Source organism: Bradyrhizobium sp. SZCCHNR3119 (assembly GCF_032487775.1).
GTDB lineage: Bacteria > Pseudomonadota > Alphaproteobacteria > Rhizobiales > Xanthobacteraceae > Bradyrhizobium.
This window is the reverse complement of record NZ_JAUEUV010000002.1, coordinates 474,504-493,894: the sequence shown is the minus strand read 5'-3', so window position 1 is coordinate 493,894 and position 19,391 is coordinate 474,504. Positions and strand designations below refer to the sequence as shown.

Sequence of the window (19,391 nt, the reverse complement as noted above, 5' to 3'; positions counted from 1 at the left end):
GTCAAGTACATTGGCTGGCAGCGATGCGGAATCTTCGAGGTCGAGATCGAACCACATCGTCAAGCGAAGTCCGATGTCCACCGCCCGCACCGCATCGTATCCTTGGCGAGAAATATCTTCGCCGAGCCCAACCTCGAAAGCGGCTACACACCTATCGCAGTTCGGCCGAAAGCCCGCTTCCACAATCCGCGCATGATCGCAAGCGTATCGAGCGTGCGAATCTCCTGCGAGTAGTCTCCGGTATAGAGCTTCACGATCAGGCGATCACGTGAAGCCGCATCCAGTTCGTGCGTGAACCGGATCGAGGTCTTCCGTGCCGCCCCTCTGGTAATGCTCTCGATGCGGGACGGGAGAGGAGGAAACCCGGCGGCTTCGATGAGGATATTGTCGCCGACGGAAAGCGGCTCGTCCTGCAAAACCTCCAGAGTGCCGGATTCCAGCGACATGCTGATGAGTCGTCCGGGAACACGTCCCCGATTGGATCGTGCGCTGGCCGGTTCACCAATAAAGAACGCCACTACTGGTACGCGAGGCTTCTCGAAACAAATGAGGGCAGCGATCACGAGCAGCACGACGTTTGCTCCCGCCCAATACATGGCGACGACCGAAAACTCGCCCTTGCGTATGGTCGACCATTCAGGAACGATGTTGATGATGACGCCGAGCACGGTAAGTGTGACTAACACTGAGATGCAGGAAAATGTGTATCCGTCAAAATAGCCCTGGCCGGCTCCGCTGCCTTTTGGGGTTACCCTAAAGGGAGCCCCGAACGGCTTGATGAGGGCCATGATCACCGTGGGCAGCAGGCGAAACGTTGCAAACACACCGACGGCGTTCGACACGACAGGTAAATATCGCGATGGCGTGATCCATTTCATGAGGAGGAAGTAGGCCAGCAAGACTGGCATCTGATAGTAGATGATGTCTTCAGTCGAGGTGAAAAAGAGCGGAGCAACTCCGGTCCACAGAAAGACAATGGGAACTATCAGGAGACAGAAGCGGACGATGTACTGGATCAGCCAGCTCGTCGGCATGAACATGATGCGCTGCAGGAGAGTCAGGCCGGGCCCATGGACGGGGCCATTTTTCACGAACAGGCTCTGGATTCCCCCGAGGCACCAGCGGCTGCGCTGAATGAAATAGCCCCTGAGGTTCTCTGCGGCCAGACCCATCGACAGCCGCTCGTTCAAATAGCGTGTCTTGTAGCCCTTGTTCAGCATTTCAAGCGTCGTGAGCAGGTCCTCGGTGACGGACTCGGTGGGAATGCCTCCGATCGCCTCGATCGCTCGTCTGCGAATGATCGAACACGAGCCGCAACAGAAGGAGACGTCCCATGCGTCCCGGCTCGCCGCCAGCTCGTCGAAGAACAGCCGCTGCTCGTCCGGCCAGACGCGCTCAATGCTAAGATTTGACTGGATGGGATCCTTGTTGAAGAAGTGCTGCGGTGTCTGCACAATGCCGATTGTCGGGTCGCGAAAGAACGGTGCCGTCCGGCGGAGAAATTGCCGGTAGGGGACGAAGTCGGCATCGAAGATCGCGACGAATTCGCCGGACGAAATTCCCAGGCCATGGTTCAGATTTCCGGCTTTCGCATGTGAATTGTCCGGCCGAGACACGTAGATGGCTCGCTTCTCCTCGCACAAGACTTTCAGCCAATCCCTTTGCTTGTCGTCGAGCACATAGACCCTGAATTTGTCCTTCGGATAATCGAGCGCGAGGGATCCGACGATGGTGCGTTCGAGCACGTCGATGGGCTCGTCGTACGTTGGGATAAAGATGTCGATGGTCGGCCACTCTTCCTGCGGTCGCGCCGTGAACGCCGCCTGCAGCCGGTCGGCTTCGGCGCTGCGCTCGACGTAACGGCTCATGATGAGGAGAAAGAGCGCAATCTCGGCAAATGCCAGCAGTTCGATGGAAAAAAGAAACCACACCCAGTAGAACGTCAGACCGCCATAGGGATAGGGCAGGACGGTGTCGTGAAAGCGCCACCAAAGGTACCGCAGCGAGACCAGCAGCACAAAAGTGCATGTGATCGTCCGCACCCAGGTGCGCTGGCGCGGCGAATTCAGGACAAAAATGAAGAATACCGCCGCAACCAGCAGCGTCGGGCCGAATGGTTCTAAGTAATACTGAACCATATCGACCTCAACCAACGCACAATCGGGAGCGAGCGGGTCTTGAACCGGACCTGGACGGAACGTCCGATCTGGCAGAAGTTTGGATAATCTGAATTCAGCGCCGATTGAGGAAGGCCTACGCGGATACGTGCGTCCTTGCCGCGGCTCTGCGGAGGTTTCGCCGCAAGCACCACATCGTCGACCACCGCCGCGCTGCCGCGCACCGACAGGACCCTGCCCTCAAGCACATCGGAGCGACCGAACAGCCGGATCTGCGCCTCGCGTCCGGGGTAGATCTGGTCGTAATCGACTTCCGCTACGAGAATGTCGACGAACAGGTCGCGGCAGTCCAGCACCTGCATAAGCTCATTGCCCGCGATGACATGGGAGCCCTCGACCACATTGCTGCGCCAAACGACCCCGTCGAACGGGATTCGCAAATTCACGTATCCCAATGTCCGGTTGCGTTCGTGTTCTTCCTCTTGCTGCGTGGAAAGCTGGACGATGCGGGCTTTGAGGTCTCGCTCGCTGAATTCCAATTCGGCAAGCTGGATGGAGATCTCGTCGATCCGCTGCTGGGAGTAGGGCACATCATTGCGACCCTCGCCGATGAAGATACCTTTCCTTACGGAATCGAGCTGCAGGGTCAGTCTGTCCAGTTCCATATCGGCGATGGTGCGTGCGTTTTCGGCGCCGACAGAGGCTGCCCGCGCCTGTTCGACCACGGATTCGGCCACGATACCTGTCACCCCCAGCCGCTGCTTTCTGGTGAGGTCGGACGCGGCCGCCACTCGCTGCGCCATCGCCGTGGTTATTTGTTGACGTCGTATGTCGATTTGCTGGGTCAGATTCTGAATGCTGGCCTGCTGATATTCCAGCCAACGTGTATGAAGTTCCTCACGGAGGGCCATTAGTTGGGTGCGCCGGGCGTCCATGGCCTGGAGCCGCTGCCGTGCCGCCTCGAGCTCTGCGCTCATCTGGACTTCAGCCGTGCGGACGATCTGATCGTTTCGGATGCCCAGCAGTTCAGTTCCTCCCGTCAGGGCAGTCCCGATTTTGGGCGGAGTAACCGTTACAGTGCCGTCAATGGGAGCTGAGATCACCGTGATAAGTGCGTTCACGGTTCCATCAAGACTCGTATAGCCGGTCAGTGTCGGCAGGATCGCAACGGCGGCGCCTCCCAACAACAAAATGCCGACTGTGATACGAACGGACCGCCGGTTCCATAAAGCCATAATTCATTATCGACTGATTTAGAGTGGTTCCATTGATTTGGATCAACGTCTGATTGTGCTAATTTTGAATAGTTGGTCCGAACCGAGCGACGGGAAGTCACATGATTTCGACGGCACGGCTTCTGCTGGCTTTTGTAACCATTCTGGGTGGAGCGCTTTGGGCTACTGAGCCTCGCAGCGAGGACAGCGACTATCCCGCCCGCAGGATTACCCTCGTGGTGCCCTGGATCCCGAGCGGTCCGCGCGATGCGGTCGCGCGCGTCATCGCCGGCCATATGTCTCTCCTATTGCGACAGGAAGTGGCGGTGGAGAACATCGTGGGGGCGGCCGGCTCGACCGCTTCGCTGCGTGTAAAGCAGGCTGCGCCGGATGGATATACATTGTTGATGGGAAACACTGGCACCCATGCGGCTGCACCGGCGTTGTACCCTAACCTTGCATACGATCCTCAAATCGATTTCCAACCGATCGGGCTGGTGGCGACCTCGCCGATCATCATCCTTGGGCGAGGGGATTTCCCTGCCGCGGACCTCAACGGGTTCATCAATTACGTGAAGACGAACTCTCACAAGCTCGATGAAGGACATGCGGGCGTCGGTTCCGTTCCTTTTATCGCATGCGGTTGGCTCAATCATGTGCTCCACGCGACTCCGCGCCTTGTCCCGTACGAAAGCGCCACGGCCTTGATGGATGCGGTGGCCCGCGGCCGCATCGATTACACGTGCGATTCGACCATAATTGCAGCGCCTCAAGTCCATGCCGGCAAGGTCAAGGCCTACGCGATCGCCGCGCCGTCGCGCAGCAAGACCCTGCCGGATGTCGCGACTACAAAGGAAGGTGGGTTGCCGGAATATGAGTTGTCCGTGTGGTACGCGATGTTCGCCCCGAAGGGGGTCTCAAATATCATCGTGGAAAAGCTCAATGATGCGCTGTCCAGGACGCTGGACGACGAAACGGTGCGCAACCGGCTGATCGAGCTTGGGGGCACTGTTCCTGACCGCAAACAGCGCGGCCCGGAAGCACTGACTGGATTTGTAAGGGACGAGACGAATCGCTGGACGGCCCGCATCCAGGCGGAACGTCTCGATGTAAACTAGCGCGGTCGCCAGCGCCGGCCCGACGCCGGGGATCGGTCCAGCCGTTTGCTCGTCGCGCTTGATCGATGCCGGCCGATGATGCATCGATCGAACTCCAGGATTCGGGCCTTCGGGGCTCGCAATTGACTGCCGGAGAGCAGCAAGACATGTTTTCCTTGCCACCGCCGCCCCAGGGGAGGGGGCGTATTGGATCGGGCCGACTGGTCTATCTTAGGACCCTCCTCCCTCAGCACACATCCACCCGCGCAGGGCGATCCATCCATGGGACTCGGGGAGTCTCACCTTGGAGGCCCATCTTTCCAGGAGGTATGTTTTCCTAGGGGACTCATTTTGGGAGTCTCCCGATGGAGTCGACCAGATGACCCAGCATGAGCAGTTGATTGAGGAGATCAGGGAGCGCTTGAAGGACCTGAAGGGCGCCGGAATGGTTGACCCGATGGCCATAGCGAATGAGTTGGTGGGGTTGTACTCCTTCGCGTTCGAGGAAATCCGCGCTGTTGTGATCAAGGAAGCGGATGCGGCGGGCATCCCTCTGGTAGCCCGTTGATCGTCCCGATGACTGACTTAGATACCCGAGCCGCGCAGGTTCGCCTGATCGCCGAGGGCAGTCATGGGCGCGTTGTCGAGCGGGACGGCGATATCATGCGGATTGAGGTGCCGACTGATGTTGCGCCGCGGCCTTGCGGGCATCTGGGGCATGGGCGGCTTCTCGGCACAGTTCGTTGGCCAGACCACGCGGGACGCGCCGCGCCGGGTTCGCAACTCGCAGACCGAGGCGATCATCTTTTGTGAGGGCGATTCGTGACGACGGCGTTCTATCGGTACGACGTCGACCTCAGACCGCGTCGGGAAGGCGTCCAGCAGCCTCTGCCGTGCGATATCACGGTGTCGAATACGTTCGGCGATTTGATCCATTTCGACGGCGGCGAAGCTGGCACGTTCTCTGGCACGATAGCGCCATCCGGTCCAACCATCGTCGGGCAGTTTATTCACCTCAAGGCAAAGGCTCGCGCGACGTTGGGGACGCAACCGACGACAACGGGTTATTCCAGCATTGGTGCCTCGATGATCGAACAACAGCCGCTGCTGATTACCAACGGCCTCTCGGTTCCTGGAACGGCGACAACCGTGAGTGGTGGATTGGTGATCTAGGGAAGCGTAAGTGATGTGGCACGCTCCTGTTGCGCGTCATCCGCGCCAAGTCGTTCCATGATCAGCGGTCCAAGCTGCTGGCGGGCGAGCCAGACCGATGCGAACGGCCTCAAATGCCCGTGGTCAAAGGTAATCATGCCATCGCGAGGATCATTGCCGAGAAAGGTGAGGCACCCCTCTGAATTGCAGAAGGGTTTTCTCTCGTCGATGAACTCGAACGGCTCATCGCTTCGCAGCGCGGCCTTGAACTTCTCGTCCAGTGCGGCGAGTTCTTCATCCTGGTGACCTGGAATGTACCGCGGCATCTGGGGCCAATATTCGTTGAGGATGATCTTATAAAGATAAGGCTTCCAGTGTGGCCGCTCACTGAGCAGGAGGACGTGCTTCACGCCATAGCCCTTGATCATCGCCGAAACCTTGCGGATGGCGTCGATCTCATACGAGTTGTTGGAGTTCATGACCACAACGTCCGGCGGATCGGCCTTGATGCGCTCCATGGCGAAGTGGTTGGCCATGGCACAGTGATGTATCTGGACGATGTGAGGAACCAAATAGCCGGGCTGGCATCCGGAACTGAAGATAAGAAGAACCGAGATGTCTTTCGGCAGCACCTCGCGCAGCCCGTAGTAGAGATCAGCGGCAATTGAATCGCCGAAGAGCAGAACGCTTTTGGCAGAATGCTTGGTGTAACAGTCGGGATCGATCGCCGCGCGTGGGACAAGGGTCGGCATCTTGGCATCCCATGCATAGAAATTGCATTGGTTCTGTCCAATTTGCGCCCGTTCCTCGAGGTGGCCGGTTCCGTTCAGATAGCTCTCGAAGTAGGCGGCATATAAGCTCCTGTTTCGGTTCAGGCGCGAAGGCAGCCCGCCGAGCGCGACATCGACAACGCCGACTATCGCGACCGCGGCCATGGTCGCTGCCACCGCTGGAACGATCGAGCGCTGCCGATAACCGAAACGGATCGGTCGCTCGATATAGCGATAGGTGAGCCAAGCAAGGCCGACCGCGGCCATCATCAAGCCGGCGCGGATGGTCGCCGGTGGTGTACCGCCATGGATATGGCGGGCGAATGCGAGCAGCGGCCAATGCCATAAATAGAGGGGATAACTGATCAGGCCGATCCAGACCATCGCGGGATTGGAGAGCAATAGTCGGTTCAGCAAAGCTCCCGGGCCAGCAAGGATAATGAAGTAGCTTCCGACGACTGGCATCAACGCCCACCAACCTGGGAATTCGTGCTGGCGCGTGATCACCAGGACCGAGGCGCCGATCAGTCCGATCCCGGTGATTGAGAGAAAGTCCCGATAGAGCTTTTCCTTGTCGATGCTGCCCCGCTCGAAAAGAACCGAGCTAATGACCGTCGCCACGCTGTTTTCGAGCCATGCGGCCGGTCGCGGGGCGGCAAACGACACTCGCGCCAGGATGCTGCCAGCGGCGAGCTCCCAAAACCGAGCGGCGGGAGAATAAAACGCAATCACCTGGTTCGCGGGCGTCATCATGATGCAATAGACCAGCGAAGCGACAAAGACCGCGGCAAATAGGGTGAGGAGGTTGAGACGCCATCGCGAGGCGATCCAGATGAGCGCTGGCCAGAGCAGGTAGAATTGCTCCTCGATCCCAAGCGACCACAGATGCAACAGGATCTTGGTCTCCGCAGCGACGTCGAAATAGTTGGCCTCTTGCCAGAGTGCAACGTTGGAAACGAAGGCGGCGCCCGCAACCGTGTGCTTACCGAGCAGGCGGTAGTCATCCGGCAAAAGGATAAAGGCACCAGCCGCAAGCGATACCGCCAGTACGACGGCGAGCGCGGGGAAGATGCGTTTGATGCGGCGCGCGTAAAACGTTGCGAAGCTAAAGCGATCCTTGGCGATACCGTTGATGATGATCGATGTGATCAGAAAGCCGGAGATCACGAAGAAAATATCGACACCGACGAAGCCGCTGCGCAGCGCGCCCGGAAACGCGTGAAAGATCACGACCGATAGTACGGCGATGCCGCGGAGCCCATCGATATCAGGGCGATAGTGGCCCGCATAGTTGGTCGCCGGTCCGAATGCGGACACACTGCTTTTGTCGGTTCCGTGCATGTCGAGCGGCCCCCTGTCACTCGCGCGCACCGAAGGTCTAGTGCTGCGCCCCCGCCGAGCCGTCGTGATCGCCCGAACAGGGGTCAGGCATAGCATCTCAATTTGGGAGCATTCAATCCTTGCGGGTCGATCTGCCGATGCGCACCTTTCTGGGAGTTTTGCTGGAATATCAAGATTTTTCAGTGGGGTACCGCGATTTGAAGAGTTCGCGCCCTCCGCGTTCGTCACAAAAATCGTCCCAACAATGAGGCAGATCAAGATGATCGACCTGCACGGGATCTCGCAGGAGACCTTCGACGACGCCGTCGGCTACGAGGTGACCAGCCGCGATGTCTATGAGAAGCGTTGCCGGTGCCTGACCTGGCCGAACCCGCAGTCGGGGCCGACTGGCGCCATCGGCCATGATTTCGGCCAGGCGAGCCGAAAGCAGATCGCGGCCGATTGGGAGGGACGGATCTCCGACGCCGAGCTGGGCGCGCTGTTGTCCTGCGCCGGCGTCACCGGGCCGCGCGCGCGATCTGACGCGGCAGCTGCACGGCGTCGTCGACATTCCCTGGGATCTCGCGCCGGAGGTCCACGCGGCGTGCGACCTGCCGCGCTACACCACGATGTGCCGCGCGCATCTGCCGGGCTATGACGCGCTGTCGCCGTATTGCAAGGGAGCGCTGTTCTCGCTGGTGCTCAACCGCGGCGCCTCCTTCGACAAGCAGGGGCCGCGCTATGCCGAGATGCGCGACATCAAGGCCGCGATCAAGCGCGGCGATCTCGCCCGGGTGCCGGCGCTGCTGCGTTCGATGAAGCGGATCTGGAAGGGCACGCCTGATGAGAAGGGCCTGTCCGCGCGGCGCGAGAAGGAGGCGCAGCGCTGAGAGAGGGGGGGTCCTCGAGAACGATCCGGAGCAGCACGCGCGGCTGCCGGATCTGGCCGAGGTGCCGGATCCGGAGCTAGTTGCACGCGTGCAGCAGCAGCTAAGAACATCAGGCTGTTCCAGGTCGACAGCGGCGATGGTTCGATGACGCCGAAAGGCAGGACCGAGGGCGCTATTCTCGACTTCCGCAATCGCGAGGGCCTGCCGCTGGCGCCGACTATCGACGACGAATTCCTGACCCGGCTGGCCAAGGCGCAGCCGATCGATGTCGCCGAGCACCGCGCCTATGCCACCTTAGAGGCCGCCGCCATCGAACATCTTGTAGGATTTTTGGCCCTGGGCTTGGCTCCCTTGATCTTGTTGTCGGTCAGCAGCTTCTCGGCCATCTTGTGCGCCCTTCTCGTTAGGCTTCCACTCGCTGGGGGCCTTTTGGAGAATAGGCCCCGAAATTGGGGCACAAGAGGCAGAGGCCCCCACCAGAGGCCCCACGGTTTCCCGCGGATTTGAACGGCCAGAGACGGCCCGGAACGGGATTGATAGGGAAAAACCGAGTGTTTTCAGGGCGCTTCAGGCGGGTTTGAAAGGAATTGAACGGGGGATTTGGCCTGAAAAGAGCTCTCTGGCTCCCCGGGCTGGATTCGAACCAGCGACCATTCGATTAACAGTCGAATGCTCTACCGCTGAGCTACCGAGGAACAGGCGACCTAAGGGCCGCGAGCGGGGGAGCGTATAACAAAGCCGCATCGCCTTGCATAGGAGGAAATCACGCGATCGCACAGAACTCCGAAAAGAACGAAAAGTTTCGTTCTGACAATTACTTACTGCGGAACCAGGAGCTCGCGGGCGATCGCGTCCCCACAATCCGGTCGCAGGAAGTTTGCAAGTCGGTCGGTCTGATTGCCCGATTTTGCACGCGACTCGCGGACAATGGATTGGCGTCTTGAACCAATGCGCGACGTCGCCTCCGGATGCCTGCCGCAGAGAGCGGCCAGCTCTGCCGAAGGCCGGACGATCATCATGTTGCGTTTTCAAAAGCCTTGTACCAAAAGGTCACGCAGTTCCTTCGCGGCTTGTCCGCTTGCTTGCAGGTCTGCCCCATGTCCGCCTTTGCGATTGCACGCCAGAAAATGGTCGATAGCCAAGTGCGCACCAACGATGTCACCGATCATCGCGTGCTGGATGCAATGCTGACGGTACCGCGTGAGGCCTTCGTTCCTGAGGATCGTCGCGCGCTGGCCTACCTCGATCTCGATCTCGATGTCTCTGAAGCCGGCTCGGCCAAGCGCTTCCTGATCAAGCCGATGCTCACCGGCAAGCTGTTGCAAGCCGCGGAAATCCTCCCTACCGATCATGTTCTGGTCGTCGGCTGCGCGACCGGGTATCTGGCGGCTTTGACGGCACCGCTCGCCGAGAGAATCGTCGCCACCGAGTGCGATCCGGCGCTTGAGGGCCGCGCCAGAGGGCTGGTCGGGAAATTCGGTTTCGACAATATCACGGTCAAGGTGGCAGGATGCGCCGAGGGTGATCCGGGCGATGACCGCTACGATGTGATTCTGTTGAACGGAGCCTCAGAGGTTCCCGTGGATGGCTTGTGCCGCCAGCTCAAGGAGGGGGGACGCCTGGTGGGGGTCTTCGCCAAGACCAAGCCCGCGCGGGCCATGATCATTACCCACTCACATCAAGATTTCGGCTCACGGGTCCTGTTTGATGCCTCGGCTCCGGTCCTGCCGGGACTTGAGCGGGTTCCCGAGTTCGTTTTCTAAGACTGTTTCACCCCGAAACCGCCCCGAAATGGCCTCTGGCCGGGGCGCCCCCATGGGGATTCTGCGGCGGTCGCAGGCCTGTGGGCGGGCGGAAATCTGTTTTAAATCAGAAGTGTGGCCCGGATGCTGCAGGCGTAGAGTTTCCACACGAGTCCGATCTTGGGTGGTTTCGTCGCGCTTGCGTGGGGAATAAGGTGCGGTGGCGCGCGGGAGTCTCTCTTGTGGCTTACGGCCCGGCTTTGGCGTTGAGCCGGTAACAACGATGATTGGAACAGGGATGTTTGGGGTGAAGGTCGTCACCGCAGCGGCGGCTGCGGTCCTCCTGATTGCTTGTGCTGGACCCACGCCTGTGCTGGCCGATACGATAGAGGCCGCGCTGGTCCGTGCTTATCAGAATAACCCGCAGCTGAATGCCCAGCGTGCCGCGGTCCGCTCTACCGACGAGAACGTGCCGCAGGCCCTGTCGGGTTACCGGCCCAAGGTTTCACTCACAGCCACTGGCGGCTACCAGTACCAGGACATTCAGATCAGCGCGGGCACTGACCCCTTCCATGGAAAGACGGTCCCGCGAAGCGTCGGCGTGACCGCGACCCAGACGCTCTACAACGGCAATCAGACGGCCAACAAGACGCGAGCCGCCGAGAGCCAGGTGTCTGGCGCGCGTGAAGGTTTGCGCGTTCTGGAGCAGCAAGTGCTGTTCCAGGCCGCGACCATTTACATGGACTATCTCCGTGACGCTGCCATCGTGGAAGTTCAGCGCAGCAACACGCGGGTTCTTGAGCAGACTCTGAAACAGACCCGCGACCGCTTCAATGTCGGCGAGGTGACGCGCACTGACGTGGCGCAATCGGAGGCACAGCTCGCCGCGGGCCGGACGCAGCAGCTGACCGCTGAGTCCAACCTGACGACGACCCGTTCCAACTTCCGCCGCATCATCGGCAGCGAACCCGAGAATCTCGCCCCCGGCTCGCCGGTCGACCGTTTCCTGCCGTCCACCCTTCAGCAGGCCATCGAGACCAGCCTGACGGAAAATCCGAGTGTCACGGCGGCGATGTTTGGCATCGACGTCAATTATCTCCAGGTCAAGATCAACGAGGGGGCGCTGCTGCCGACGGTGACGGTGACGGCTCAGGCACAGCAATCCAATGAGCAGAGCTTGCAGTCCTTCCGCTCGTTCGGTGCATCGGCGGTCGCCCAGCTTACGGTTCCGATCTACCAAGGCGGCGCGGAGTATGCATTGATCCGCCAGTCGAAGGAAAATTTGGCGCAGCAGCGTCTGAACCTTGATACGACGCGCGATCAGACTCGTGCCAACGTGGTAACGGCTTGGGGACAGCTGGTCGCCGGCAAGGCTCAGGTTTCCTCTGCGCAGGCGCAGGTGACCGCGTCCGAGGTCGCTCTCAACGGCGTGCGCGAAGAAGCGAAAGCGGGACAACGCACGACGCTCGACGTTCTGAACGCGCAGCAGGCACTCGTGAACGCGCGCAACGCCTTGGTGACGGCGCAGCACGATCGGGTCGTGGCGTCATACTCGGTGCTCAATGCCATCGGACGGCTGTCGCCCCAGGTCTTGAACCTGCCCACCACGGTTTATGATCCGAGCGTCCATTACCATCAGGTTCGTGACAGCTGGGCTGGTGTTCGCACGCCAGACGGGCGGTAAACCAATCGCAAGGGTAGACGATCAACGCCTCGGCCATTGGCCGAGGCGTTTTCGTGTGTAGCGAACGCGGCAGTGTTTGTTGAGGCGACAGGCCGATGCTGTTAGAAGTTGTGGCGCGCCTGCGCCGAACGGCTACTAACTTTGCCTGCTCCACCGGTTCGCGGCCAGCGTTGCTTGCAATCATTTGTTGCCATGACATAGCCTAAAAAAGGCCGCGGAACGATTCGGAGCGCCTCGGAGTATCATTCCAAGCGGAGCTCCGACGCGGACGGCATCGTTCTTTCAACTGCATCGAGCGGCGCATAATCTGGAGACAATCGGGGCATGTCCATCAGGAAATCCGAGCCTCTTGGATCCGGAGCCTGCGAATCTTGCGGTGCTTGGGGTAAGATGACGCGTGCGACGGCGTCGATGATTTGGAGTCGGAAATGACGCAGCCCGCGAAAGTGCAAGAACCCTCGATGGAGGAGATTCTGGCGTCGATCCGGCGCATCATCGCCGACGATGAAGCCAAGCCGTCGGCTGCCGAGAAGCCTGTGGCAGCTGCAGCCGCGCCGCCACCGAAAGCTGAGAAGCCGGCGCCTAAGCCGGCGATGAACGACATCCCACCTTCAAAAATTCCTGCCGCCGTTGCTGCAACCGCAAAAGCGGCTCCTCCGCCGGCAGCGCCGCCACCAGCCGCGGCTCCGGCCAGCAATAGCCAGGACGACATCGACGCATTGCTGGCGGGATTGGATGAGACGACGGCCGAAGAGGTTCGGCCCGCAGACCCCGAACCAGAACCAGAACCTGATGTACTTGAGTTGACGGACGATATGGCAGTGGCACCTCCACCCCCCGCTCCGAGCCCCGCGCCGGCTTCATTCCGCAGGGTCGAACCGCAGAACGACATCGAGTTCATTGAACGCGCCGCGGCGAACCAGACTGTGAAGGCGCCCACGTTCGAATCGTCCTTCGATCAGACGCCTCCCAAGCAGCCGATCCTGTCGCCAACCACGGTCAATGCCGTGGAGTCGGCTTTCAACGCCCTGGCCAATACGGTGCTCAGCAACAATGCGCGCACCTTGGAGGATCTCGTCAAAGAGATGCTGCGGCCGATGTTGAAGAGCTGGCTCGACGACAATCTGCCGGCCCTGGTCGAGCGCATCGTCAAGGCGGAGATCGAGCGGGTGTCGCGCGGCCGCTGAGCGCCGGCTCCAAGCGCGTCTTCCGCTTTGCCGTCTTGCCCGCGCGCCGTCTTGGCGCGCAGACGCCCCCTCCGGGCTGCTGTTGACTTGATGCGCTGCGGGGGGTTTCTACCCATCTTCAAACTGGTGCCGCCGAGGAGGTGCCGCCGCCCGCTCGCTTGCGGTTGCCTCGGACGGTGCATCGGCTCGAAAAGAGCTTGAGAGTCATGAGCTTGCGGTGAGTTTCTCAGTTCCGATCGGAACTCTGAGGGCAGAGCTGCGAGGGTCCACGAATTTTGGAAAGCTGGCGCGTGCCGGCTGCGAACGCCATGATCGAGAAAAATTACCAGCCCGCCGACATCGAAAGCCGCATGTCGCTCGTTTGGGAGGATGCCCGTGCGTTCAGCGCCGGGCGCCCCGACCGGCGCGATGCGGAGCCGTTCACGATCGTGATCCCTCCGCCGAATGTGACGGGCTCGCTGCATATGGGCCACGCGCTCAACAACACGCTGCAGGACATCCTCTGCCGTTTCGAACGCATGCGCGGCCGCGACGTGCTCTGGCAGCCGGGCACCGACCATGCGGGCATCGCGACCCAGATGGTGGTCGAGCGCCAGCTGATGGAACGGCAGCAACCGAGCCGCCGCGAGATGGGCCGCGAAAAGTTCCTGGCGCGCGTCTGGGAATGGAAGGACGAAAGCGGCGGCACCATCATCAACCAGCTCAAGCGGCTCGGCGCGTCCTGCGACTGGAGCCGCGAGCGCTTCACCATGGACGAGGGGCTGTCCAAAGCCGTCGTGAAGGTGTTCGTCGAACTGCACCGCGCCGGCCTGATCTACAAGGACAAGCGGCTGGTTAATTGGGACCCGAAACTGCTCACCGCAATCTCCGATCTCGAGGTCCAGCAGGTCGAGCTCAAGGGCAATCTCTGGTATCTGCGCTATCCGCTGGAGGGCAGGACCTTCAGCCCCGATGATCCCACGAGTTTCATCGTCGTCGCCACCACACGGCCCGAGACCATGCTCGGCGACACCGCAGTCGCGGTGCACCCCGACGACGAGCGCTATCAGCATCTGATCGGCAAGCGCGTGATCCTGCCGCTGGTCGGGCGCGAGATTCCGATCGTCGCCGACACGTATTCCGATCCGGAGAAGGGCACCGGCGCCGTCAAGATCACGCCGGCGCATGATTTCAACGACTTCGAGGTCGGCCGCCGCCATGGCTTGGCGCAGATCAGCGTGCTCGACAAGGAAGCGTGTCTCAACCTCGTCGGTAACGAGGATTACATGCGCGACCTGCCCGAGGGCTCCGAGGAATTCGCGCGGGAGTTCCACGGCATCGAGCGGTTCGCGGCGCGCAAGAAGATCGTCGAACGCCTAGAGACGTTCGGCTTCCTCGAACGGATCGAGCCGAACACCCACATGGTGCCGCACGGCGACCGCTCCGGCGTCGTGATCGAGCCGTATCTCACCGACCAATGGTATGTCGACGCCAAGACCTTGGCCCAGCCCGCGATCGCGGCGGTCAGGTCGGGGACGACGACATTCGTCCCGAAGAATTGGGAGAAGACCTATTTCGACTGGATGGAGAACATCCAGCCGTGGTGCATCTCGCGCCAGCTCTGGTGGGGTCACCAGATCCCGGCCTGGTACGGTCCCGACGGCAAGGTGTTCGTCGCCGAGACCGAGGAGGAGGCGGTTGGCCACGCCATCGGCTACTATGTCGAGCAGGAGGTCATTACGCCGGAGCAGGGGCGGGAGATGGCGCTCGACCGCAACAAGCGCGCCGGGTTCATTACCCGCGACGAGGACGTGCTCGACACTTGGTTTTCTTCGGCGCTGTGGCCGTTCTCGACGCTCGGCTGGCCCGACGATGCGCCCGAGGTGAAGCGCTACTATCCGACCAACGTGCTGGTCACCGGCTTCGACATCATCTTCTTCTGGGTCGCCCGCATGATGATGATGGGCCTGCACTTCATGGGCGAGGTGCCGTTCTCGACCGTCTACATCCACGCGCTCGTCCGCGACGAGAAGGGCGCCAAGATGTCGAAGTCGAAGGGCAACGTCATCGACCCGCTCGCCCTGATCGACGAATACGGTGCGGACGCGCTGCGCTTCACCTTGGCGGCGATGGCCGCCCAGGGGCGCGACATCAAGCTGTCGTCGCAGCGCGTCGAGGGCTATCGCAACTTTGCGACCAAGCTCTGGAACGCCTGCCGCTTCGCCGAGATGAACGACTGCGCGATGCCGGATGGCTTCGACGCGGCAAAGGCGAAGGAGACGCTCAATCGCTGGATCGCCCATGAGGCGGCGGCTGCGACACGCGAGGTTACCGAGGCGATCGAGGCCTATCGCTTCAACGATGCGGCGGGCGCCATCTACCGCTTCGTCTGGAACGTCTATTGCGACTGGTATCTCGAGCTCGCCAAGCCGGTATTGACCGGGCCGGAGAGCCGGGCGAAGGCCGAAACCCAGGCGATGGTCGCCTGGGCGCGCGATGAGATCCTCAAGCTGTTGCATCCCTTCATGCCCTTCATCACGGAGGCGCTGTGGGAGACGACGGCGCGCCGCGACGGGCTGCTCGCACTGACGCCCTGGCCGCATCGCACCGACGTCCCGACGGTCGAGGAGATCGCGGCGCTGTCGGCGGCCAGCTTCGCCGATCCGCTGGTGCCGCCGCTCCTGATCTCGTTCGACGCCGCCAGCTTCAAGGACGAGGCCGCAGAGGCCGAAATCGGCTGGGTGGTCGATCTCGTCACCGCGATCCGCTCGGTGCGCGCCGAGATGAACATCCCGCCGGCGACCTTGATGCCGCTCGTTCTGGTCGGCACCTCGGCAGAGACAAAGGAGCGGGCGCCGCGCTGGACCGATGTGATCAAGCGCCTCGCTCGGCTCTCGGACATCAGCTTCGCCGACGGGGCGCCGGAAGGCTCGGCCCAGCTCGTCGTGCGCGGCGAGGTCGCCGCCCTGCCGCTGAAGGGTGTCGTCGATCTCGCCGCCGAGCGCGCGCGGCTCACCAAGGAGATCGCCAAGGCCGACGCCGACATCGAGCGGGTCGACAAGAAGCTCGGCAATCCGAACTTCGTCGCGAAGGCCGCCGAGGAGGTCGTCGAGGAAGAGCGGGAGAAGCGCGAGGCAGCGCTGGCGCGCAAGGCCAAGTTCCAGGAGGCACTGGCGCGGCTGGCGGGCGTTGGGTGAGTGCTCGGCGTCTTGATAAGACGCGCTTTACTATTGGTCCCGGGTCTGCGCGGACTTCGTCCGCTTGCCCGGGACGACGGCTGAGGACGGGGCAGCCGGTGCCGCAAACGGCTTGCTGAGGAACCGCGAGCCCTTCGCGCCGTAGCGCCAGGGCAGTTCCACGGCTTTCGTAATACCGATGCGGACGCCCCTAATGACATCGACATCAGCCGTACGCGCGAACAGCTCGATCGGCACAGCATCCAGCGGCAGGCCGTTGTGCGCGATCGTGATGCCCATCGCCTCCGTCAGCTTGCCCGGGCCGGAGCACAGCGCGTGGACATCCTCCAGCTTGCGCCGCCGGCGCATCTCCTCAATGCCCATTGTCGGTTCGATCGCGCGGATCAGGACCGCGCTCGCCGATCCCTCTTTCTCGCAGACGAAATTCACGCACCAATGGATGCCGTAGGAGCGGTAGACATAGGCAAAGCCGGGCGGCCCGAACATCACAGCGTTGCGCGGCGTCTGGCCGCGGAACGAATGCGCGGCCGGCTCGGTGTGGTGATAGGCCTCTACCTCTACGATCATCCCGCCGACGCCATCAACCAGGAAGGTGGCCCCGATCAGCTCCGGCGCGACCTCGTGCACGCTGCGCGTAAAGAAGGCGCGGGTCAGCCGCTTCCCTGTCCGCGGGGCCGGAGTCCGTGAAACTGCTGGGGTGGAGGGCGGTTTGCGGGCCATTTTGAAGGGAATCAACCGGGATAAGGGCGCGGAAGACTGCCCATATCTGCCATGTCCTGCTAGGGTCGGCGAGCTGGTTGCGTCACGGCAAGCGGCGGATTAGCTAAGCCTTTTCGCAGTCTGGACCTGCCTATGGTCACCATCGTCGACACCCTCTCGAACACGCCGCTACGCCCCCGTCACCCCGAAAAGGTGAACCGGCCGGATTCCGCTTCGCCGGCAAAGCCGGCCTGGATTCGGGTCAAGGCCCCGACCAGCCGCGGCTATGCCGACACCCGCAACATCGTCCGCGAGAACAAGCTCGTGACCGTGTGCGAGGAGGCCGGCTGTCCCAACATCGGCGAATGCTGGGACAAGAAGCACGCCACCTTCATGATCATGGGCGACACCTGCACCCGGGCCTGCGCCTTCTGCAACGTCAAGACCGGGCTGCCGGACGCGCTGGATGCCAGCGAGCCGGAGCATGTCGCGGAGGCTACCTTCAAGCTCGGCCTGACCCATGTCGTCGTCACCTCGGTCGACCGCGACGATCTCACTGACGGCGGCGCGGCGCATATCGCCGCGACCATCCGGGCGATTCGCCAACAGTGCCCGACCACCACGATCGAGGTGCTGACGCCGGACTTCCTGCGCAAGGACGGCGCGCTCGAGCTCGTGGTCGCGGCCAAGCCCGACGTCTTCAACCACAATCTCGAGACGGTGCCGTCGCGCTATCTCTCGGTGCGGCCCGGCGCCCGCTACTTCCATTCGATCCGCCTGCTGCAGCGGGTCAAGGAGCTCGATCCCACCATCTTCACCAAGTCCGGCATCATGGTGGGCCTGGGCGAACAGCGCCACGAGGTGCTGCAGGTGATGGACGATCTGCGCTCGGCCGACGTCGATTTCCTCACCATCGGCCAGTATCTGCAGCCGACCCGCAAGCACCATGCTGTTATGAGCTACGTCACGCCGGAAGAATTCTCCGGCTACGAGACCGTCGCCTACACCAAGGGCTTCCTGATGGTGTCGGCGAGCCCGCTGACGCGCTCGTCGCATCATGCCGGCGAGGATTTCGCCAAGCTCAAGGCCGCGCGCGCCGCGGCCCAGCGCTGACATGCCGAGATTCTCCAACAAGCGGCGCGTTCCGCATACCGCCGACCAGATGTTCGACCTGGTCGCGGATGTCGAGCGCTATCCGGAATTCGTGCCGCTGTGCCAGGCGCTGGTCGTGCGCCAGCGCAGCGAGAAGCCTGACGGCCTCGAGGTCATCGTTGCCGACATGACGGTGTCGTTCAAGCTGGTCAAGGAGACCTTCACCAGCCGCGTCACGCTGGATCGGGCGGGCCGCAAGATCCTGGTCGAATATGTCAGCGGACCGTTCTCCTCGCTGGAGAACCGTTGGAGCTTCGAGCCGCGCGACGGCAATGCCTGCGAGGTCACTTTCTTCATCGCCTACGAGTTCAAGAGCCGCATGCTCGCGATGCTGATGGGCTCGATGTTCGACACGGCGTTTGCGCGGCTGTCCTCGGCATTCGAGAAGCGGGCGGACGCGATCTACGGCAAGAAGCCCGCGGTGTCCTCGACCTAGGCGCGGCTTGTTGCAGGCCTCGTCCTTCCCATCGTCATTCCGGGGCGCCCGCAGGGCGAGCCGGAATCCATACTCACGATCGTGGTTATGGATTCCGGGCTCATCGCTTCGCGATGCCCCGGAATGACGAGCTGGGAGAGTCGTCGGGTTACTACTATCCACGTCTCAAACAGCAGATGCGGGTCCGCATTCCCGCAGCGCTGACGCGCCCGAGTCTGGCGAAGCTCACACCCTCAAAGATCGAAGAGGGCGCAGGGAATGCCGGGTGAAGGCCTCACCCATGGCCCGCCTGCAACAAGAAAAGCAGGCGGCAGTCACCACAGGTTAAGCCGAACATCCGGCATTCCCTGCGCGATGGGTTACGGCTTATACGTGATCTCCCTGGGGACCGGCTTGATTGCCCCCACTGCGTGATGCGAAGCATCATCGCGTCGCGACAACGCGTTTCACGCGCTGCGCTGGACGCCAGCACCGGGGCGTCAGGACCACACGATTTCGCCGTCCGCATCATCAGCCGTTCGTCTCACGGCGCGACGCGGCCATCGCTTCCCCGCCTCACGTATCGTGACGATCGGCCGAAACGTCCCTCTTGCCGAGGCGGGATGAATGAAATCAAACACGAATTCTGAAAAAACGAAACAAGAATATTTTGCGAGGAGGCTCTTGAAACGGACCTTCTCGTTGATCTGTCTTGAGAAATCAGCTCTTCGGCGCAAGCCGTGCTGCGGCTGTTCGACGTGACAGTCGGCGCGCTC

15 protein-coding genes and 1 tRNA gene are annotated in these 19,391 nt (G+C 61.7%); 11 read left to right on the top strand and 5 right to left on the bottom strand.

Annotated elements, in window-relative coordinates; translation table 11 throughout:
- Positions 1 to 143 precede the first annotated feature (143 nt).
- Complete coding sequence (locus tag QX034_RS29550; RefSeq protein WP_315704282.1) at positions 144 to 2,138, bottom strand: glycosyltransferase; 1,995 nt, start codon at positions 2,136 to 2,138, stop codon at positions 144 to 146.
- Complete coding sequence (locus QX034_RS29545) at positions 2,120 to 3,352, bottom strand: HlyD family secretion protein (protein WP_315703878.1); 1,233 nt, start codon at positions 3,350 to 3,352, stop codon at positions 2,120 to 2,122. The genes QX034_RS29550 and QX034_RS29545 overlap by 19 nt, the downstream gene beginning before the upstream one ends.
- Positions 3,353 to 3,453: 101 nt before the next feature.
- Here QX034_RS29545 and QX034_RS29540 point away from each other — a divergent pair, with 101 nt between their 5' ends.
- The 4 genes from QX034_RS29540 to QX034_RS29525 all read left to right on the top strand — a co-directional run bounded on the left by QX034_RS29540 (position 3,454) and on the right by QX034_RS29525 (position 5,601).
- On the top strand, positions 3,454 to 4,449 hold the full coding sequence (locus QX034_RS29540; protein WP_315703879.1) for a tripartite tricarboxylate transporter substrate-binding protein: 996 nt from the start codon (positions 3,454 to 3,456) through the stop codon (positions 4,447 to 4,449).
- A gap of 358 nt (positions 4,450 to 4,807) precedes the next feature.
- Positions 4,808 to 4,996, top strand: coding sequence for a hypothetical protein (locus QX034_RS29535; protein WP_315703880.1), 189 nt, complete (start codon positions 4,808 to 4,810; stop codon positions 4,994 to 4,996).
- A 117-nt stretch (positions 4,997 to 5,113) separates the two neighbouring features.
- A complete protein-coding gene (locus QX034_RS29530) occupies positions 5,114 to 5,254 on the top strand; it encodes a hypothetical protein (protein WP_315703881.1) in 141 nt (46 codons plus the stop codon).
- Positions 5,251 to 5,601: a hypothetical protein gene (locus tag QX034_RS29525; protein WP_315703882.1), complete on the top strand. Its 351-nt coding sequence runs from the start codon at positions 5,251 to 5,253 to the stop codon at positions 5,599 to 5,601. The genes QX034_RS29530 and QX034_RS29525 overlap by 4 nt, the downstream gene beginning before the upstream one ends.
- On the opposite strand, the gene QX034_RS29520 is transcribed toward QX034_RS29525, so the two are convergent.
- Positions 5,598 to 7,691, bottom strand: a complete 2,094-nt coding sequence (locus QX034_RS29520; protein WP_315728965.1) for an acyltransferase family protein — start codon at positions 7,689 to 7,691, stop codon at positions 5,598 to 5,600. The two genes, QX034_RS29525 and QX034_RS29520, sit on opposite strands and share 4 nt — an antisense overlap.
- Before the next feature lie 401 nt (positions 7,692 to 8,092).
- On the opposite strand from QX034_RS29520, the gene QX034_RS29515 reads away from it, so the two are divergent.
- Entirely contained in the window at positions 8,093 to 8,560 is a 468-nt protein-coding gene (locus QX034_RS29515; protein WP_315703884.1) for a hypothetical protein, read from the top strand.
- 620 nt (positions 8,561 to 9,180) lie between these two features.
- On the opposite strand, the gene QX034_RS29510 is transcribed toward QX034_RS29515, so the two are convergent.
- Positions 9,181 to 9,255, bottom strand: a tRNA-Asn gene (locus QX034_RS29510).
- A 402-nt stretch (positions 9,256 to 9,657) separates the two neighbouring features.
- Here QX034_RS29510 and QX034_RS29505 point away from each other — a divergent pair.
- The 4 genes from QX034_RS29505 (at position 9,658) to QX034_RS29490 (ending at position 16,349) form a co-directional block, all read left to right on the top strand.
- On the top strand, positions 9,658 to 10,323 hold the full coding sequence (locus QX034_RS29505; protein ID WP_315703885.1) for a protein-L-isoaspartate O-methyltransferase: 666 nt from the start codon (positions 9,658 to 9,660) through the stop codon (positions 10,321 to 10,323).
- Between the two features lie 277 nt (positions 10,324 to 10,600).
- The gene (locus QX034_RS29500; RefSeq protein ID WP_315703886.1) at positions 10,601 to 11,986 is read left to right on the top strand and encodes a TolC family outer membrane protein; all 1,386 of its coding nucleotides are present in this window, start codon (positions 10,601 to 10,603) and stop codon (positions 11,984 to 11,986) included.
- 428 nt (positions 11,987 to 12,414) lie between these two features.
- Positions 12,415 to 13,173 (top strand): DUF2497 domain-containing protein, encoded by a 759-nt coding sequence (locus QX034_RS29495; protein ID WP_315703887.1) that lies wholly within the window; start codon positions 12,415 to 12,417, stop codon positions 13,171 to 13,173.
- Positions 13,174 to 13,481: 308 nt separating this feature from the next.
- Entirely contained in the window at positions 13,482 to 16,349 is a 2,868-nt protein-coding gene (locus QX034_RS29490; RefSeq protein WP_315704283.1) for a valine--tRNA ligase, read from the top strand.
- A 30-nt stretch (positions 16,350 to 16,379) separates the two neighbouring features.
- Here QX034_RS29490 and QX034_RS29485 read toward each other — a convergent pair whose 3' ends face one another.
- A complete protein-coding gene (locus QX034_RS29485) occupies positions 16,380 to 17,069 on the bottom strand; it encodes a DNA-3-methyladenine glycosylase (protein WP_315730032.1) in 690 nt (229 codons plus the stop codon).
- Between the two features lie 132 nt (positions 17,070 to 17,201).
- On the opposite strand from QX034_RS29485, the gene lipA reads away from it, so the two are divergent.
- Entirely contained in the window at positions 17,202 to 18,161 is a 960-nt protein-coding gene (gene lipA, locus QX034_RS29480) for a lipoyl synthase (RefSeq protein WP_315703889.1), read from the top strand.
- Between the two features lies 1 nt (position 18,162).
- Entirely contained in the window at positions 18,163 to 18,636 is a 474-nt protein-coding gene (locus QX034_RS29475; RefSeq protein WP_315703890.1) for a type II toxin-antitoxin system RatA family toxin, read from the top strand.
- The last annotated feature ends 755 nt before the right edge of the window (positions 18,637 to 19,391 follow it).

What these genes read in the sequence shown, in the direction of transcription:
- QX034_RS29485 (WP_315730032.1), bottom strand. Translation starts at nt 17,069, where the DNA reads ATGGCCCGCAAACCGCCCTCCACCCCAGCAGTTTCACGGACTCCGGCC.
- QX034_RS29500 (WP_315703886.1), top strand. Translation starts at nt 10,601, where the DNA reads ATGTTTGGGGTGAAGGTCGTCACCGCAGCGGCGGCTGCGGTCCTCCTG.
- QX034_RS29520 (WP_315728965.1), bottom strand. Translation starts at nt 7,691, where the DNA reads ATGCACGGAACCGACAAAAGCAGTGTGTCCGCATTCGGACCGGCGACC.
- QX034_RS29490 (WP_315704283.1), top strand. Translation starts at nt 13,482, where the DNA reads ATGATCGAGAAAAATTACCAGCCCGCCGACATCGAAAGCCGCATGTCG.
- QX034_RS29515 (WP_315703884.1), top strand. Translation starts at nt 8,093, where the DNA reads ATGATTTCGGCCAGGCGAGCCGAAAGCAGATCGCGGCCGATTGGGAGG.
- QX034_RS29495 (WP_315703887.1), top strand. Translation starts at nt 12,415, where the DNA reads ATGACGCAGCCCGCGAAAGTGCAAGAACCCTCGATGGAGGAGATTCTG.
- QX034_RS29535 (WP_315703880.1), top strand. Translation starts at nt 4,808, where the DNA reads ATGACCCAGCATGAGCAGTTGATTGAGGAGATCAGGGAGCGCTTGAAG.
- QX034_RS29505 (WP_315703885.1), top strand. Translation starts at nt 9,658, where the DNA reads ATGTCCGCCTTTGCGATTGCACGCCAGAAAATGGTCGATAGCCAAGTG.
- QX034_RS29475 (WP_315703890.1), top strand. Translation starts at nt 18,163, where the DNA reads ATGCCGAGATTCTCCAACAAGCGGCGCGTTCCGCATACCGCCGACCAG.
- QX034_RS29530 (WP_315703881.1), top strand. Translation starts at nt 5,114, where the DNA reads ATGTTGCGCCGCGGCCTTGCGGGCATCTGGGGCATGGGCGGCTTCTCG.
- QX034_RS29545 (WP_315703878.1), bottom strand. Translation starts at nt 3,352, where the DNA reads ATGGCTTTATGGAACCGGCGGTCCGTTCGTATCACAGTCGGCATTTTG.
- QX034_RS29540 (WP_315703879.1), top strand. Translation starts at nt 3,454, where the DNA reads ATGATTTCGACGGCACGGCTTCTGCTGGCTTTTGTAACCATTCTGGGT.
- QX034_RS29550 (WP_315704282.1), bottom strand. Translation starts at nt 2,138, where the DNA reads ATGGTTCAGTATTACTTAGAACCATTCGGCCCGACGCTGCTGGTTGCG.
- lipA (WP_315703889.1), top strand. Translation starts at nt 17,202, where the DNA reads ATGGTCACCATCGTCGACACCCTCTCGAACACGCCGCTACGCCCCCGT.